Consider the following 14,237-nt stretch of genomic DNA (forward strand, 5'->3'; position numbering starts at 1 on the left):
TGTAGCGCTCGCGGGAGGTGGGCCGCTCATCGATCCGAGTGGCCTAGGGGGCGCTCGGGGGCGACGCGGTCGCGGATCGCCTGCTTGAGCTCCTTGGGCTCGGGGAAGCGGCCTTCGGCGGCGCGCGAGAAGAGGACGGCGCCGTCGAGGGTGACATCGAAGATGCCGCTCGCGCCAGGCGACAGGAGCACGTCGATCTCCTCAGGGAACGTGATGAGCAGCTCCTGAGCGAGCCAGGCCGCGCGCGTGAGCCAGCGGCATTTGGGGCAATACCGGATCGCGACGAGCGGCCGCTGCGGGGCGGGGGCGGTGTCCATGGCACGAGCGTAGCGCGAGCGATCGGCGCGCGGGCAGGCTCAGACGAGGAATGCCCTGGCCAGCCCGAGGAAGAGGAAGAACCCCATGCAGTCGGTGGTGAACGTGAGCAGGACGCTCGATCCCTGGGCCGGATCGCGGCCGAGGCGCTGGAGCACGAGCGGCACCGCGCAGCCGACCATGGCCGCGACCACGAGGTTCAGCAGGATGGCCGCGGCCATCACCAGCCCGAGCGGGACGCTGCCGTAGAGCGCGGTGGCCGCGAGCCCCACGAGCGTGCCCCAGACCGCGCCGTTCATCAGGCCCACGAAGAGCTCTTTTTTCAGGAGGTGCCCCGTGTTCGCCCGCGTGAGCCGGTCGAGCGCGAGGCCGCGGATCACGAGCGCCACCGTCTGATTGCCCGTGTTGCCGCCGACGCTCGCCACGATGGGCATCAGCGCGGCCAGCGCCACGAGATCACGAATGGTGCTCTCGAAGATGCCGATGACCCGCGAGGCCAGGAACGCCGTGAGCAGGTTGACGAAGAGCCAGAGCCAGCGGTTCTTCGCGCTCGTCCAGGCGGGAGCGAAATAGTCCTCCTCGCCCGAGAGGCCCGCGTGCAGCAGCGCCTCGCTCTGGGCTTGCCGCCGCAGGAAGTCCATCATCACATCCACGGTCAAGCGGCCGACGAGCTTGCCGCGATCGTCGACCACCGGCGCGGCGATGAGGTCGTAACGCTCGAACGCCTTGGCCGCGTCGCTCGCGCGCTCCAGGGGCGTGAAGCTCACCGCGTCCGTGGACATGACCTCGCTCACGGGCACGTTCGGCGCGCGGAGCAGCAGGTCCTTGAGCGAGAGCACGCCGCGGAGCACGTTGCGCGCGTCGACGACGAACAGCGCCTCGGTGTGCGGCGGCAGGTCGGCTCGCCGGCGCACGTCCTCCAGCGCGCCGCCGATGTCCCGGCCGTCGCGCACCGAGACGAACTCCGGGCTCATCAGGTGGCCCACCGAGCCGTCCGGGTACGCGATCGTCGACTGGAAGAGCGACTGCTCGCGCGCGTCGAGCGACTGGTACACCTCCGCCACGATCTCCGGATCGACCGACTCGCTGATGTACGCCAGATCGTCCGGATCGAGCTGGCCGAGCAGCGCGACGAGGCGAGGGCGCTCCGTCTCCGCGATGAGCCGGTCGCGGACCGACCACGAGGACTCGAGCAGCACCTGTGCGGCGTGGTAGGGCTCGAGCTCAGCCCACACCACAAGGCGGTCCGCCTGCGGGAGCACCTCGATGATGTGGGCGAGGTCCGCCGGGTGCAGGTCCCTGAGCTTCCTCTGCAGTAGCGCGAGATTTTGGCGGTGGACCAGCGCCTCGACGAGCTCTTTGTTCTTGCTCTCCTGCTTGTGCGTCAGGGCCTCGATGACGCGTTGCTTTTCGAGCAGGGTAGTCACCAGGCTCAGGCTCTCTCGCAGTCTCTCCTGGGACTTGGACGTGCTCATGGCGGCTCCGGGAGCGGGGGCGCGCCGAGCATAGCCTGGCGCGGTCGGCGCGGGCCGGCGTACGCCGCGTGCGGCCGCGCTCGGTGTATTGACCAGACCCCACGGCTCATGGTTCTGTCGGCCCAATGAAGCGCGCCTTCGATTTGTGCGTGGTTGGGCTCTCGTTCGCAGCGATGGCCTGTGGACCGGGCCTGGAACCCGAGGTGGTAGTTCATCCTCCCCGGCCCACCGTCTCGCCGGCGAGCACCGCCAGCGAGACCACCGGCGGGTGCCCGGCCATCGGCCACACCGAGCCGCTCATCGTCGACTGGCTCACGACACGCCGCTCCGATCTCGGGCTCGCGATGAAAGATGGCATCGCCGTCGTCTCCTACGACTGCACGACGCTGAAGCTCCTCGCGCAGTGCAAGCTCGCAGGGTCCTACTCCTTCGCCGGCGTGACCCGGGCTGAAAAAGTAATACAATTAACAAACCCTGCGGAGATGCGGGCGAACGTTCCCTTCGGCGCCCCTGCGCTGAGCACCGCGATCGAGGGCGGCGGCGCGGCCGCGATTGACGTGGCGCTCGTGCCCACGGGGAAGATGGCGACCACGGTGACCGCGTCCTCCGTGCAGGACCTCTCGGGCAGCTGCGACGGCGCGACGCACTTCGTGCGCGCCGCGCTCCTCGGGGCCTTCGCGATGGCGCCTGGCAGCCGGGGGGCGGCGCGGACGGTCGATCAGATCTTTGCGGCGGCCGGGCCGGCCGCGGCGTCGGGCCAGGGCGGCACCACGAGCAAGGATGGGGAGCTCGAGGCCTGCCGGACCGCGAGGCCCGACGCGCAGGCGCCGACGGAGCGCTGCCATGCGCCGCTGCGCCTGGAGCTCGTCCCGCTGCTCGCGAAGAAGGCGGCGGCGACCGAGCCGCCCGTGAAACACGCGGAGGACGAGCTGCCGACGCTGTCGAACCCGTGCCCGGCCGGGACGGTGCTGGGCGGGGCGAAGTGCTCGCCGCCGCCGCTCGCGCCCGCGCACCTGTGCGAGCCCGCCGACTCCAGGTCGTGCGCGGCCCAGTGCGGGAAGGGCGATGTTGGCAGCTGCTATCACCTCGGGATTCACTACCTGGGCGGCAAGGATCTTCCGCGCGACGACGCGAGGGCGGCGGAGCTGTTCGAGAAGGCGTGCGGCGCCGGCGTCGCGCAGGCGTGCTACGGCCGGGCGAAGCAGCACCTGCGCGATATGAAGAGCGCCAAGGTCCCCCCGGACGCCGCGGGGCGGGCCAAGGTGCGAGAGTTCGCCGACAAGGCGTGCGAGATGGGCGACGGCTGGACGTGCTTCAGCGTGGCCGAGTGGTACCTCAGCGAAGGCCCGCAGGCGGTCCTCCCGAAGGACCCGACGCGCGCGGTCGCGTTCCTCCGGCGCGGCTGCGATCTCGGGCACGGGCCGAGCTGCAGCGCGCTGGGCAAGATGCTGATCGAGGGGAAGCTCGCGACGAAGGACGTCGGGGTCGCCGTGGGCGTGCTCCAGCGCGCGTGCCAGGGCGGCCAGTCCGAGGACTGCCTCGATCTCGGGGACATCCTTCGCAAGGGGCAGGGGGCGCCGAAGGACGGGGTGAAGGCGATCGCGGCGTACAGGCACGGTTGCAACCTGGGAGACATGCGCGCCTGCAACTCCGCCGGCGCGGTCTACGCGGAAGGCGACGGCGTTCCAAAGGACGTCGCCAAGGCGTATTCGTTCTTCGAGAAGGGCTGTCCGGAAAAGGGCTTCGGCGCCGAGGCGTGCTTGAGCCTCGCCGGGATGTACGAGAAGGGGAACGGCATTCCGAAGGACATGGCGCGCGCCGCCTCGCTCTACGAGAAGGTGTGTGGCACGGGCGGCTGCCTGCGGGCCGCCGAGATCTGGCAGCGCGGCGACGGCGTGACCGCCGATCCGGAGCGGGCCTACGCGCTCTACGAGAAGGCCTGCACGCAGTGGGGAGAGAAGAAGGCGTGCGACGCGTTCGGCCCGCTCCTGGAGCGCAAAGACAAGGAGCGCGCGCGTACTTTCTACGCAGACCAGTGCATGCGGACGCAGGACAAGGCCGCGTGCGCGGCCCAGAAGCGCCTCGGCGGCTCTCCCCGCTAGAGAGCGGCGGTCACCCGCTTCGGATACGGGCCCATCTCGACGTTTTCGGTGCTCAGCGCACAGGAGTGCGCTTCCGCGCCGAAAACGCCGATCTGGACCCGTCTCCTGTGCGGGAGACCGCCGCTCTGCGGCGCGTGTAACAGAAGCCGCTTTGGAACGGCTTTATCTGGGGGAGAACGCCGCTCTGCGGCGCGTGTAACAGAGACCGATTTAGAACAGCTTCATCTGGCGATCGGCTGCGGCGCGTGATCTCCTCTGCGCCTCGGACGACGGGCCGACCCGCAGGAGCAGACGCTCCTCCACCTCGCGCACGAACGGAGAGATTTCGGTCTCCACCACCTTGCCGTGCCGCGCGCGCTGCATGGCGCGGGTGAGGAACAACCGATCTCGCGCCCGCGTCATGCCCACGTAAAAGAGCCGGCGCTCCTCGGCGATATCCCTCTCGTCCCTGCCGGGAAACCGGAGAGGGAGAAGGCCGTCCTCGCACCCCACGAGGAAGACCACCCGGAACTCGAGCCCCTTGGCCGCGTGCAGCGTCAGCAGCGAGATGCGGTCGGCCCGCGGATCCCACGCGTCGATCTCGGAGCACACCGCCAGCTCGATCAAGAAACGATCGAGGTCCCCGCCGCACCGCTCCGCGAGCGCGAGGTGAAGCTCCAGCGCCGCGTCCACGTCGGCCTCGGTGAGGTCCGCCGCGTCCGCCGCGCCGGCGAGGCCGGGCGGATGCGCCACCTCCTCCCGGAGGCGCGCGGCGGCCGCCTTGAGGCGCGCCGCGAGCGGCCCTGGCGGAGCGCCGGCGAGCGCCCGCGCGAGCGCTTCCGTGCCCGCGCGCTCGGCGACGCGGCGATCCGAGCGCCGCTGGAACGGCATGCCCGAGCGGGCGAACGCTTCCCGGAGCGGCTCGGACTGCGCCTCGGTCCGGTAGAGGACCGCAAAATCCGAGAAGGCATATTCGCCGCTCCCGAGAGGATCGCCCACCCGCCCGCTATCCATCGAGAAGAACGTGGACCCCCCGAGCATCCGCTCGATGGTGTGGACCACGCGCTCGGCTTCGGCGGCTTCCGTGGGCGACTCGTGGACAGCCACGAGCTCCACGCCCCCCGCGCTCGGCAGGAGCTCCCGCGCGCCGAGCGTCGGTGAGGGCGCGATCACCTGGAGCGCCGCCTCGACGATGGGACGCGCCGAGCGGTAGTTCCGCTTCAGGCGCACCACGCGCGCCTCGGGGAAATCCTGCTGGAAACGGAAGAAGAAGCCCACGTCCGCGCCACGGAAGCCGTAGATCGCCTGATCCGGATCGCCGATGGCGCAGACGTTGCCGCCGGGGGCGACAAGCGCGCGCACGAGCAGGTACTGGCGCTCGTCGATGTCCTGGTACTCGTCGATGGAGAGATACCGGGCCCGCGCGCGCGCCGCGGCCAGCGCTCCGCTCTGCTCCTGCAGGAGCAGGACGGCGTGCCCGATCAGGTCGTCGAGGTCGAGGAGCCCACGCGCGGCGAGCGCGTCCTCGTACACCTTCCACGCGCGATCGACGTGACGGTCGATCTCGTCGCCGGCGGCCGGCGACCGGTGCGCGTCGGCGTGGCGCGGGTAGCGCCGCTTCAGGGCGGCGATGTCGGCGAGGAGCCGGGCCGCCCGCTGCTCCGGGACGCCGAGCGCCGCGGCGAGCAGCGCCGTCCGCTCGTGCTCGCCGGCGATCGCGGGCGGTGCGCCCCCCGCGCCCTGCGCGTGCTCGCGGAGCAGGGAGAGGCCGAGCGCGTGGAAGGTCATGGCGGGCACGCGGCCGCCGTCCTCGCCGAGCAGCGCGCAGAGCCGCTCGCGCATCTCGTCGGCGGCGCGGCGGGTGAAGGTGATCGCGAGGCACTGCTCCGGCGGCACCCCGAGTTCGAGGACGAGGTGCGCGATCCGGTGCGTGAGCGTGCGGGTCTTGCCCGTGCCTGGCCCCGCGAGGAGGAGCAGCGCGCCGTCCGTGATCTCCGCCGCGGCCCGCTGCTCCGGGTCGAGCGCGTCGAGCAGCGCCGGGCCGCCCGGCGCAGGCGGCGCGCCGCGGGACGCCTCGCTGGCCGGCGCCGGGCCAGGCTCGGCGTGGGCCCTGCCGCGGCGCGGAGGCGGGCGCGACGCCGCAGGAGGGCGCGCCCCGGACGGAGGCGGCTGCGGCGCCGCGGCCTCCTGCTGGAAGAGGAGCCCGCCCCCGCGGCGCTGCTTGAGCTCCTCCGGCTGGAAGACCCGGATCGCGCCGTACTCGCCGTCGTATCCTGCGTCGCGGATCACGCGCCCTTCCCGCATGCGTGCGATCGCCTCGGCGAGGAGGGGCGTCCCGGCGCGCTCGATCTCGTCGAGCGGGGCGTCGCCGAGGAGAAACAGCTCTGGGCCGATCCGCGACAGCACCCCATCGTAGCTCCGCTGCACCACCTTGCTGGAGGCGCCCACGCCGTGGAGCTCGGCCAGCACCTCGGGCAGCGGCACCAGGTTGCGGAACTCGCTCGCGCCTTCGGGTCGCGCTCCCTCTTCTCGATCGGCGAGCTCCTCGACCCGGTGCAGCACGCCCACCGTGACCGGGTGCCCGCACGCGGGGCACGCCAGCGAGAGCGCCCGCGTCTCGGCCGGCGAGAGCACGACATTGCACTTGCGGTGGCCGTCGAGGTGGTATTTGCCCTCTTCCGGGAAGAACTCCACCGTACCGCCGAAGCCGTGACCCGTCTCCAGGGCGCGCCGGATCGCGAAGTAATCGAGCGGGGCGTCGAAGGCCGTGGCCTCGCGCCCGAGCTTCGCGGGCGAGTGCGCGTCCGAGCTCGAGACGAGCCGGTACCGATCGAGCCCGGAGACGCGCCAGTTCATCGCGGGATCGGACGAGAGCCCCGTCTCGAGCGCGAAGATGTGCGGCGCGAGATCGCCATAACACTCCTCGACCGCGTCGAAGCCCGCCTTGGAGCCCAGCACCGAGAACCAGGGAGTCCAGATGTGCGCCGGCACGAGGTAGGAGCCCTCGCCCGACTGCAGCACAATCTCGAGCAGGTGGCGCGAATCGAGCCCCAGGATGGGCCGCCCGTCGGCGGTCAGGTTGCCGATCTTGGCGAGCGCGCGGACGATCCGCTCCGCCGCGTCGAAGTCGGGCGCGTAGAGGAGGTGATGGATCTTCCGCGTCCGCTCTCCCTTTTTGTAGATCGTCGAGATCTCCACCGAGAGGACGAAGCGGGTCGCTCCGCGGCAGGCTCCGGGGAGCCGCTCCGAGACCGCGCGGCCGAGATCGTCCCGCAGACGGAAGAGCCCGGGCTCGGCGGGCACGAGGTGCTCGCGGAGCTCGGCCATCCACGCCGGATGAGTGAAGTCCCCCGTGCCGAGCACGGTGATGCCCTTGCGCTGAGCCCAGTAGCTCAGATGCGCGAGATCGCAGTCGCCGCTCGTCGCGCGGGAGTACTTCGAGTGCACATGGAGATCTGCATAGAAGCGCATGGTGATCCGCCGTGAGGTGCTGTTTACCTATCGAGCTACCTCGCGCTGTCAATCTCGGATACCGCCGGCATCGATGAATTATGGGTGAAAATTGAGGTGCGCTGATCGCAATGCGTCGGAGTGCGCGAGAAACGTCATCGTGTGGCAAAAGGCGCTCGCTCGATGCAATGCGGTTCAATCGGCTCGCTCGCGTGGTAAAAGGTGCTCGCTCGATGCAATGCGGTTCGACCGGCTCGCCTGGACGCCACGCTCATGCCGTGAAAGACCGGCGCGCCGCAGGAGTCGCGAGCGGCGTCGCAAGAGGACGCGCGGCGAGGCTCACCCGGCGTTGATCACGGCGCTTGCAGCCGCCACGCCGCGCGCAGCGGCCGGGCAGGTGCGTGTTCGCACGCCTTCGACAGGGGCCGGGCTCGAGCTTATCGCCGCGGCCTCATGCCTCGGTCCGGCGAAGACCGCCGGCCGATGCCAGGCATCACGGAGTCACGGGGCGGCCGCGGAGGACGCCTGGGGTTTGCGGGTCAGGTAGAAGAAATCGCGCAGGGAGCGCTTGCGGATGTACTCGTCTTCCGAGAACTCGAAGCCGCTCGCCAGCGCGACCGGCGCGAGGGCGCCGCCCTCGCCGGGCTCGTAGAGCAGGAACTTCGGGTAAGACCAGTTCACGTCGAGCTGCGCCACGACCGAGGCGCCGGCGTGCCTCAGCCCGAGCGCGATGGCGGGCGCCGTCGTGTGATTGCTGATCCCGACGTAGAGGACCTTGCCGTCGCGGTCGAGCCCCACCGCGGAGCGGCGGATCACCGTGTTGCCGTCCAGCGTGGCGCCCCAGTTGCGGACCTGGGGCACGCCGAGCAGCGGGTGGAGCTCGCCCTCCTCGACCATGCAGCTCGGCGTCTGCCGCCACCACTGCATGTCGCTCTCTTCCCCCGAAAGCTTCGTCCACGGACCGATCTGAAGCCGCCCATCGCGGCGCCGCGCGAGCGTGCACCCCTGGTCCCGGGCGCGCACCAGCGTCACGCCGTCGACCCGCATCCCCCACTGGCCGTGCTCGGTCATGAAGCCGCCGTTGAACGCCGCGAGCAGCTGCTCCTGGTCCGCCTCCGGGATCTTCGCTGGCCGCTCGTACGTCTTGCCCTCCTCGGTCGTCGCCGCAGGCTCCCGCGAGCCGGCCATGAGGTGGACATCGACCCTCGAGAGATCCACCGCCACGACGAACAGCTCTGCCCAGGAGCGGTTCGGATCCGGGTGGATCAGCGTCTTGTAGAGGCGTGGCGCGTCGCTGGGATGGGAGCGATCCGCGATGGGCACCCACCGCCCGTCGTCGGGGGCCGACCAGGCCGCGTGCGAGGGGCCGACGTCCGTCGGCCGGAAGGCGGCCGCCGGGCCCGTGCTGCCCGCTGCCGGACCGGACGTCGCGGCCATCGACGGAGCCGCCGCCGCGGCAGGGGCCGGCTGCTCCGGCACCTCCCAGTACGTCTTCGGCGGCTCGTTCCTGCGCCAGAGCCGCTGGACGCGATCCTCGACGGCGTAGGCGGTCTCCTCGAGCGCCGTCACGTTCTCGGCCCCGATCACCGAGCGCAGCCCGTTGGCGACGAGCGGGCCCATCCATGGAATGCGGTGCACCGCGATCCACAACCCGGCGCCGGAGAGCGCCGGGACGGCGACGGCGCCGAGGACCCAGCGCCGCAGCCGGCGACGGGGGAGCCGAAGGCCGGGGCGCTCCGGAGCGGAGTGCCCGACCTGAGCCGGCGGTTTCGAGGCTTCGGCGGTTTCGGCCATAACGTGCGGCAGCGTTGCGACGAGGCGAAAAGACGCTGGAAGTCGTGGGAAGACGCGAGGCGATGCGAGCGGCAGCGCGCGAGACGCGGGCCCTCCGCTCGGGCGACGGTCTAGCACGGTGCGCCGCGCGCGCGGAGCCGCTCCGCAAACGGCGAGCGATGCGATCGCGGCTCCGGCGGCGGCGCAAGGGCGACGACAGCGGGAACGCGGGAACGCGGGAACGCGCGTAGGCGTAGGTGGAGAGCTCAACGCTGCACGCTGGCAGGGCAACACCACGCGCAGCACGCGGCGCCGCGCAAAGCGCGACGGCTCGCCGCTGGATCGCGGTCGCTCCTCGACTTCCTCCCCACGCCGTACTAGAGTCGCGGCCTCGGACTGACCTGGCACGGGTCGCGGTGCTCGGTCGCTGTCATTGGACCTCGCAGCCTCCACTCAAGGGGGCGCGAGGCGGCAGCTCTCCGTGATCGAGCCCTCTCCAAGGCGAGGGCTCGGTGCCGCGGCGTACTTTCCGCCCTTGCTCAGGAGGGGCTGTCCTTCAGCCCGATTCCAGCCCGATGTCCATGCAATTTGCCGATCTCAAGCTCATCGAACCGCTGCTCCGCGCCATCGAGGCCGAAGGGTACAGCGCCCCGACGCCCATCCAGCAGCAGGCCATCCCGCCCATCCTGGAGGGCAATGACCTCCTCGGGTGCGCGCAGACCGGCACGGGCAAGACCGCCGCGTTCGCGCTGCCGATCCTGCAGCGCCTCGCGCAGGGCGGCAGGCCGAGCCAGGGCGGGCTCCGCGTGCTCGTGCTCACCCCGACGCGCGAGCTCGCGGCCCAGGTCGGCGAGAGCTTCACCACGTATGGCAAGAACCTCGGCCTGCGGACCGCGGTCGTCTTCGGCGGGGTGGGGCAGCGCCCCCAGATGGAGGCGCTGCGCCGAGGCGTCGACGTCCTCGTGGCGACGCCTGGCCGGCTGCTCGACCTCTGCTCGCAGGGCATCGCCCCGTTCGGTCGGCTCGAGGCGCTCGTGCTCGACGAGGCAGATCGGATGCTGGACATGGGGTTCATCCACGACATCCGGCGCGTGCTCGCGATGCTGCCCGAGCGCCGGCAGACGCTCCTGTTCTCGGCCACGATGCCGCCGGACATCCAGAAGCTCGCGAACAACATCCTGCGAAACCCGGTGCGGGTCGAGGTCGCGCGGGTCGCCTCCACGGCCGAGAACATCGATCAGCGGGTGGTCTTCGTCGAGCGCGGCGACAAGCGCGCGATGCTGGAGCACGTGCTCAAGGATCCCGCGCTCCGCAGGGCGATCGTGTTCACCCGCACCAAGCACGGCGCCAACCGTGTCGTCCAGCAGCTCAGCCGCGCGCGCATCGAGGCGGTCGCCATCCACGGGAACAAATCCCAGGGCGCGCGAGAGCGGGCGCTCGCCAGCTTCAAGCAGGGTACGACGAGCGTGCTCGTCGCGACCGACATCGCTGCGCGAGGCATCGACATCGACGACATCTCGCACGTGATCAACTACGATCTCCCGAACATCCCGGAGAGCTACGTGCACCGCATCGGCCGCACGGCGCGCGCCGGGGCGTCGGGGGTGGCGCTCTCGTTCTGCGACAGCGAGGAGCGCGCTTACCTCGCGGACATCGAGCGGCTCATCCAGAAGCGCCTCCCGCTGCTCGCCGACCCCGGGATCCCCGTCTTCCAGGCCGACCCCAGGTCCGCACCGCAGGCGCAGGGGCAAGCTCGACCGCAGGTGCAGGGCCGGCACCCGACGGGAGGTCGGCCCCACGGGCAGGGGCAAGCTCGGCCGCAAACGCAGGCTCGGCCCCAGGGGCAGGGGCAAGCTCGACCGCAGGCGCACGGGGCAGCGCGGCCGCAGGCGCAGGGTCGGCCGCAGGTGCACGGGGCAGCGCGGCCGCAGGCGCAGGGTCGGCCGCAGGGGCAGCCGCAGGCACAGCCTCCGGTGCGGTCGCAGGCGCGGCACGACACGCCTCGAGTCGATAACTGATCTCCACCTCACCGCCAGCAGCGCTCGACCCACCACGCGGCGCACCGCCCTGATGCGTGCAGCCTCGCGAGCCCGTCGCTCGCGAGGCGTATCGCGCGCCAACGAGGGTGAGGGTGCTGCGCTGGGACGCACCGCGATCGTTTGCAGGACGCACCGGCCGTTTGCGACCGGTACATGCCTGCATTCCGCGCATCCACATTCTCTCGTCGATGTGCGGAAACTCTGGCACGATCGCCGCCATGCGCGTCCCCGTCATTTTCGTAAGCCTGCTTACGTTTGCTGCCTGCGATCGCGGTGCTCCTTCGAGCTCGTCCGCCACGGGTGCCCAGGCCTCCGCCGATCCAGCGCCGGTCGCCTCCGCCGCCCCGCTCGCCTCCGCGAGCAGCGCGCCGGCCGCGGCGAGCGCGACCGTGGAGGCCGACGCCAGCGCCCCTCCCGCAGCGGCGGCCGACGCCGGCGATCCCGCGGCGCCGGCGGCGAGCGCGGCCCCGGCCGACGCCGGGCCGCCCGCGGCCGACGACAGCCGGCTCTCGGTGGAGGGGCGCGCCGTCCAGGGAGGGCTCGTGCGCGCCAAGCTGAACGGCAAGCTGCGCCGCATGGCGTTCCCCGGCCACCGCGTGACCGTCAGCGATGAAGGGGAGTTCCTGATCGCGTTCTCGCGCACCGCGCCGGCGCAGGAGAAGCTGACCATCACGTTCGACGACGGGCAGGTGCTCGAGAAGCTCTTCGACGTGGAGCCTCGCAAGTTCGAGGTCGACAAGGTCGACCACCTCCCGGAGAACATGGTCAAGCTCGACATGGCGACGCGCGTGAAGCTCACGCAGACCGAGAAGAAGCTCGACGCCATCCGGAACAAGTACACGAAGAGGAACTGTTACAAGAACGGCTTCATCTGGCCGTCGAAGGGCCCCATCACCTCGCGGTACGGCCAGCCGCGCCTGCTCAACGGCACGGACGGCGGGATCCACTGGGGCGTGGACATCGCGGTGCCGGTCGGGACGCCGGTGCGCGCGCCTGCCTGCGGCAAGGTCGTGCTCGTCGAGAAGGATCTGCCGCTGAGCGGTCACACCATCATCATCGATCACGGGCAAGGACTGACCTCCACGCTCATCCATCTGCACGGCTTCGCCGTGAAGGTGAACGATGAGGTCAAGCAGGGTCAGGTCATCGCGACCGTCGGAATGACCGGCCGAACGAACGGGCCGCACCTCGACTGGCGCATGAATCTCTTCGAGACACGGGTCGATCCCGAGCTCCTGATCCCCGCCGCGAAGTGACGCACGGCGGGGCAATGTGCCCCACCATGAGCTCTCGTGGCTGCGCTGCTCCGGGCGGAAGCGCGGCCCGGGTCCCCCGGAGCACGGCTGTCGATGCGCCCGGCGCCGCACAGTCCCGCTGACGATCCTCTCTCGTGCGCGATGGAACGATGAAATGGCCGCCGAGCTCGCCGGGGAAGACAGCCCTCTCCCCCCGAGCCTCTCGGCGGCATGCGCCTTGCAAATTCCTGGACCGACGAAGGCACTGAATCCGGATATCGATTTTGCAAGGAGTCGGTCATGAAGATGCTGTCGCCTCGAGCTCATGGGTTTGTGGACTATGCTGTTGCAGCGCTGTTCCTGCTGGCCCCCTCGCTGTTCGGCTTCGGCGGGCTGCCCGAGACGCTCTGCTACATCCTGGGCGCCGTACACCTTGGGATGACGCTGCTCACGGCGTTCCCGCTGGGGGTCGCGAAGATCATCCCGTTCCCTGTCCACGGGGCGCTCGAGGCCACGGTCTCCGTGTTCCTCGTCGCGGCGCCGTGGCTGTTCAACTTCGATGAGGCGCCCGCGGCAAGGAACTTCTATCTCGTATCGGGCGTGGCCGTCGGCCTGGTCTGGCTCGTGACGGACTACCGTTCTTCCTATGCGACGACGACAGCCGGCGCTCGTTACCGGCCGGAGCACCGATCGTTCTCCTAGCCGCACGTGAGCGGCGCTTCCATCGTCGATGGCGAGGGCGGGCGCGGCGATCGACGCGACATGGGGTGGTGGATCGCACGGAGTTACGGCAAGCTCATGCGTGGCGGGAGGACCGACGCGATGAGCGACCTGAAAAAGCTTGTTAAAGAGGGCCTGCGGGTGGGCGACTTCCTCGTGAGCGTGGTGCCGGTCGGCGAGACGAGCGACGCCCTCGATACCGAGGCGAACCGCGAGCGGGCGCGTCGGGCCGAGGAGGACACGCGAGCGATCCAGCTCAACGCAAGCGGCGAGGGGGCAGGGGAAGCCACGAAGGAGGCAGCAGAGGCTGCCGTCGACGAGGCGATCGAGGAGGCGCGAGCGCGCTTGAAGAACGCCGGCGAGGACGTGCCGATCCTGCTGCGCGATCCGGTGACGGGGGCGACGTTCAAGCACGAGTGACGGGAGACTGCGCTGCTGCGCGCTACGCCTGCGCTCGGCTCCCCGTTCCCGTGCGCACCTCGACCCGAACGGAATGGCCTCCCGGCCCGGTCGCTGAGACTCCCGTCCTCAGTGTACCCCTCATCCGGAGGGCTCCTTTCGGCCAGCGCGGCAGCGCTGGTTGCCGTTATCGTGGAGGTTCCTCCGTTTGGTTCGGCAGTCCATCCGCTCCGTCCGAAGCCCTGTCCGCTCCCCTGGATGAAAGCGCGGCGCCCCAAGCCTTCAACATTGCTCCGGTCCGGTCAGGGGGTTATTCCACTCCCCGCAACGACTGACCGAGGGGAGAGCCATGATGAACATGCCAATGAGCCCGATGCCGATGATGCCGATGATGGGCAGCATGATGCCGATGAGCGGCATGATGCCGCACATGATGGGCAGCATGATGCCGCACATGATGGGCAGCATGATGCCGCACATGATGGGCAGCATGATGCCGCACATGATGGGCAGCATGCTGCCGCACACGATGGGCGGCATGATGCCGCACATGATGGGCATGATGCCGATGATGGGCAGCATGATGCCGAACATGGCGGGCATGATGCCGATGATGGGCAGCATGATGCCGATGATGGGCATGATGATGCCGAACATGGCGGGCATGATGCCGATGATGGGCATGATGATGCCCGCCATGAAGATGGCGGCCTGAGCCAACGAACGATGGCGAGCGGCTCGGCCCCGACG

Annotated in this window: 11 protein-coding genes; 5 read left to right on the top strand and 6 right to left on the bottom strand. The window is 70.4% G+C overall.

From position 1 onward, the window contains the following. Positions 1–26: 26 nt before the first annotated feature. From WME90_RS18280 to WME90_RS18290, 3 genes are all read right to left on the bottom strand, one after another. Complete coding sequence (locus tag WME90_RS18280) at positions 27–317, bottom strand: SelT/SelW/SelH family protein (protein WP_437282432.1); 291 nt, start codon at positions 315–317, stop codon at positions 27–29. A 39-nt stretch (positions 318–356) separates the two neighbouring features. Next, on the bottom strand, positions 357–1,790 hold the full coding sequence (mgtE, locus tag WME90_RS18285; protein WP_437282433.1) for a magnesium transporter: 1,434 nt from the start codon (positions 1,788–1,790) through the stop codon (positions 357–359). Between the two features lie 211 nt (positions 1,791–2,001). Next, the gene (locus WME90_RS18290; protein WP_437282434.1) at positions 2,002–2,148 is read right to left on the bottom strand and encodes a hypothetical protein; all 147 of its coding nucleotides are present in this window, start codon (positions 2,146–2,148) and stop codon (positions 2,002–2,004) included. Between the two features lie 124 nt (positions 2,149–2,272). Here WME90_RS18290 and WME90_RS18295 point away from each other — a divergent pair, with 124 nt between their 5' ends. Beyond that, positions 2,273–3,892 (top strand): SEL1-like repeat protein, encoded by a 1,620-nt coding sequence (locus tag WME90_RS18295; RefSeq protein WP_437282435.1) that lies wholly within the window; start codon positions 2,273–2,275, stop codon positions 3,890–3,892. Positions 3,893–4,102: 210 nt separating this feature from the next. Here the strand turns inward: WME90_RS18295 and WME90_RS18300 are convergent, their stop codons facing one another. Beyond that, complete coding sequence (locus WME90_RS18300) at positions 4,103–7,342, bottom strand: UvrD-helicase domain-containing protein (protein WP_437282436.1); 3,240 nt, start codon at positions 7,340–7,342, stop codon at positions 4,103–4,105. 480 nt (positions 7,343–7,822) lie between these two features. Continuing rightward, entirely contained in the window at positions 7,823–9,115 is a 1,293-nt protein-coding gene (locus tag WME90_RS18305) for a hypothetical protein (protein WP_437282437.1), read from the bottom strand. 554 nt (positions 9,116–9,669) lie between these two features. On the opposite strand from WME90_RS18305, the gene WME90_RS18310 reads away from it, so the two are divergent. The 4 genes from WME90_RS18310 (at position 9,670) to WME90_RS18325 (ending at position 13,508) form a co-directional block, all read left to right on the top strand. Continuing rightward, complete coding sequence (locus tag WME90_RS18310) at positions 9,670–11,112, top strand: DEAD/DEAH box helicase (protein WP_437282438.1); 1,443 nt, start codon at positions 9,670–9,672, stop codon at positions 11,110–11,112. A 239-nt stretch (positions 11,113–11,351) separates the two neighbouring features. Next, positions 11,352–12,389: a M23 family metallopeptidase gene (locus WME90_RS18315; RefSeq protein WP_437282439.1), complete on the top strand. Its 1,038-nt coding sequence runs from the start codon at positions 11,352–11,354 to the stop codon at positions 12,387–12,389. A gap of 279 nt (positions 12,390–12,668) precedes the next feature. Beyond that, positions 12,669–13,070 (top strand): SPW repeat domain-containing protein, encoded by a 402-nt coding sequence (locus tag WME90_RS18320; RefSeq protein WP_437282440.1) that lies wholly within the window; start codon positions 12,669–12,671, stop codon positions 13,068–13,070. Positions 13,071–13,190: 120 nt separating this feature from the next. Beyond that, positions 13,191–13,508, top strand: coding sequence for a hypothetical protein (locus tag WME90_RS18325; RefSeq protein ID WP_437282441.1), 318 nt, complete (start codon positions 13,191–13,193; stop codon positions 13,506–13,508). 261 nt (positions 13,509–13,769) lie between these two features. Here the strand turns inward: WME90_RS18325 and WME90_RS18330 are convergent, their stop codons facing one another. Beyond that, the gene (locus tag WME90_RS18330; protein ID WP_437282442.1) at positions 13,770–14,186 is read right to left on the bottom strand and encodes a hypothetical protein; all 417 of its coding nucleotides are present in this window, start codon (positions 14,184–14,186) and stop codon (positions 13,770–13,772) included. Positions 14,187–14,237: the final 51 nt, after the last annotated feature.

Origin of the sequence: Sorangium sp. So ce375 (assembly GCF_051473855.1) — a bacterium.
Lineage (GTDB): Bacteria > Myxococcota_A > Polyangia > Polyangiales > Polyangiaceae > Sorangium.

What these genes read in the sequence shown, in the direction of transcription:
- WME90_RS18280 (WP_437282432.1), bottom strand. Translation starts at nt 317, where the DNA reads ATGGACACCGCCCCCGCCCCGCAGCGGCCGCTCGTCGCGATCCGGTAT.
- mgtE (WP_437282433.1), bottom strand. Translation starts at nt 1,790, where the DNA reads ATGAGCACGTCCAAGTCCCAGGAGAGACTGCGAGAGAGCCTGAGCCTG.
- WME90_RS18290 (WP_437282434.1), bottom strand. Translation starts at nt 2,148, where the DNA reads ATGCCATCTTTCATCGCGAGCCCGAGATCGGAGCGGCGTGTCGTGAGC.
- WME90_RS18295 (WP_437282435.1), top strand. Translation starts at nt 2,273, where the DNA reads ATGCGGGCGAACGTTCCCTTCGGCGCCCCTGCGCTGAGCACCGCGATC.
- WME90_RS18300 (WP_437282436.1), bottom strand. Translation starts at nt 7,342, where the DNA reads ATGCGCTTCTATGCAGATCTCCATGTGCACTCGAAGTACTCCCGCGCG.
- WME90_RS18305 (WP_437282437.1), bottom strand. Translation starts at nt 9,115, where the DNA reads ATGGCCGAAACCGCCGAAGCCTCGAAACCGCCGGCTCAGGTCGGGCAC.
- WME90_RS18310 (WP_437282438.1), top strand. Translation starts at nt 9,670, where the DNA reads ATGTCCATGCAATTTGCCGATCTCAAGCTCATCGAACCGCTGCTCCGC.
- WME90_RS18315 (WP_437282439.1), top strand. Translation starts at nt 11,352, where the DNA reads ATGCGCGTCCCCGTCATTTTCGTAAGCCTGCTTACGTTTGCTGCCTGC.
- WME90_RS18320 (WP_437282440.1), top strand. Translation starts at nt 12,669, where the DNA reads ATGAAGATGCTGTCGCCTCGAGCTCATGGGTTTGTGGACTATGCTGTT.
- WME90_RS18325 (WP_437282441.1), top strand. Translation starts at nt 13,191, where the DNA reads ATGAGCGACCTGAAAAAGCTTGTTAAAGAGGGCCTGCGGGTGGGCGAC.
- WME90_RS18330 (WP_437282442.1), bottom strand. Translation starts at nt 14,186, where the DNA reads ATGGCGGGCATCATCATGCCCATCATCGGCATCATGCCCGCCATGTTC.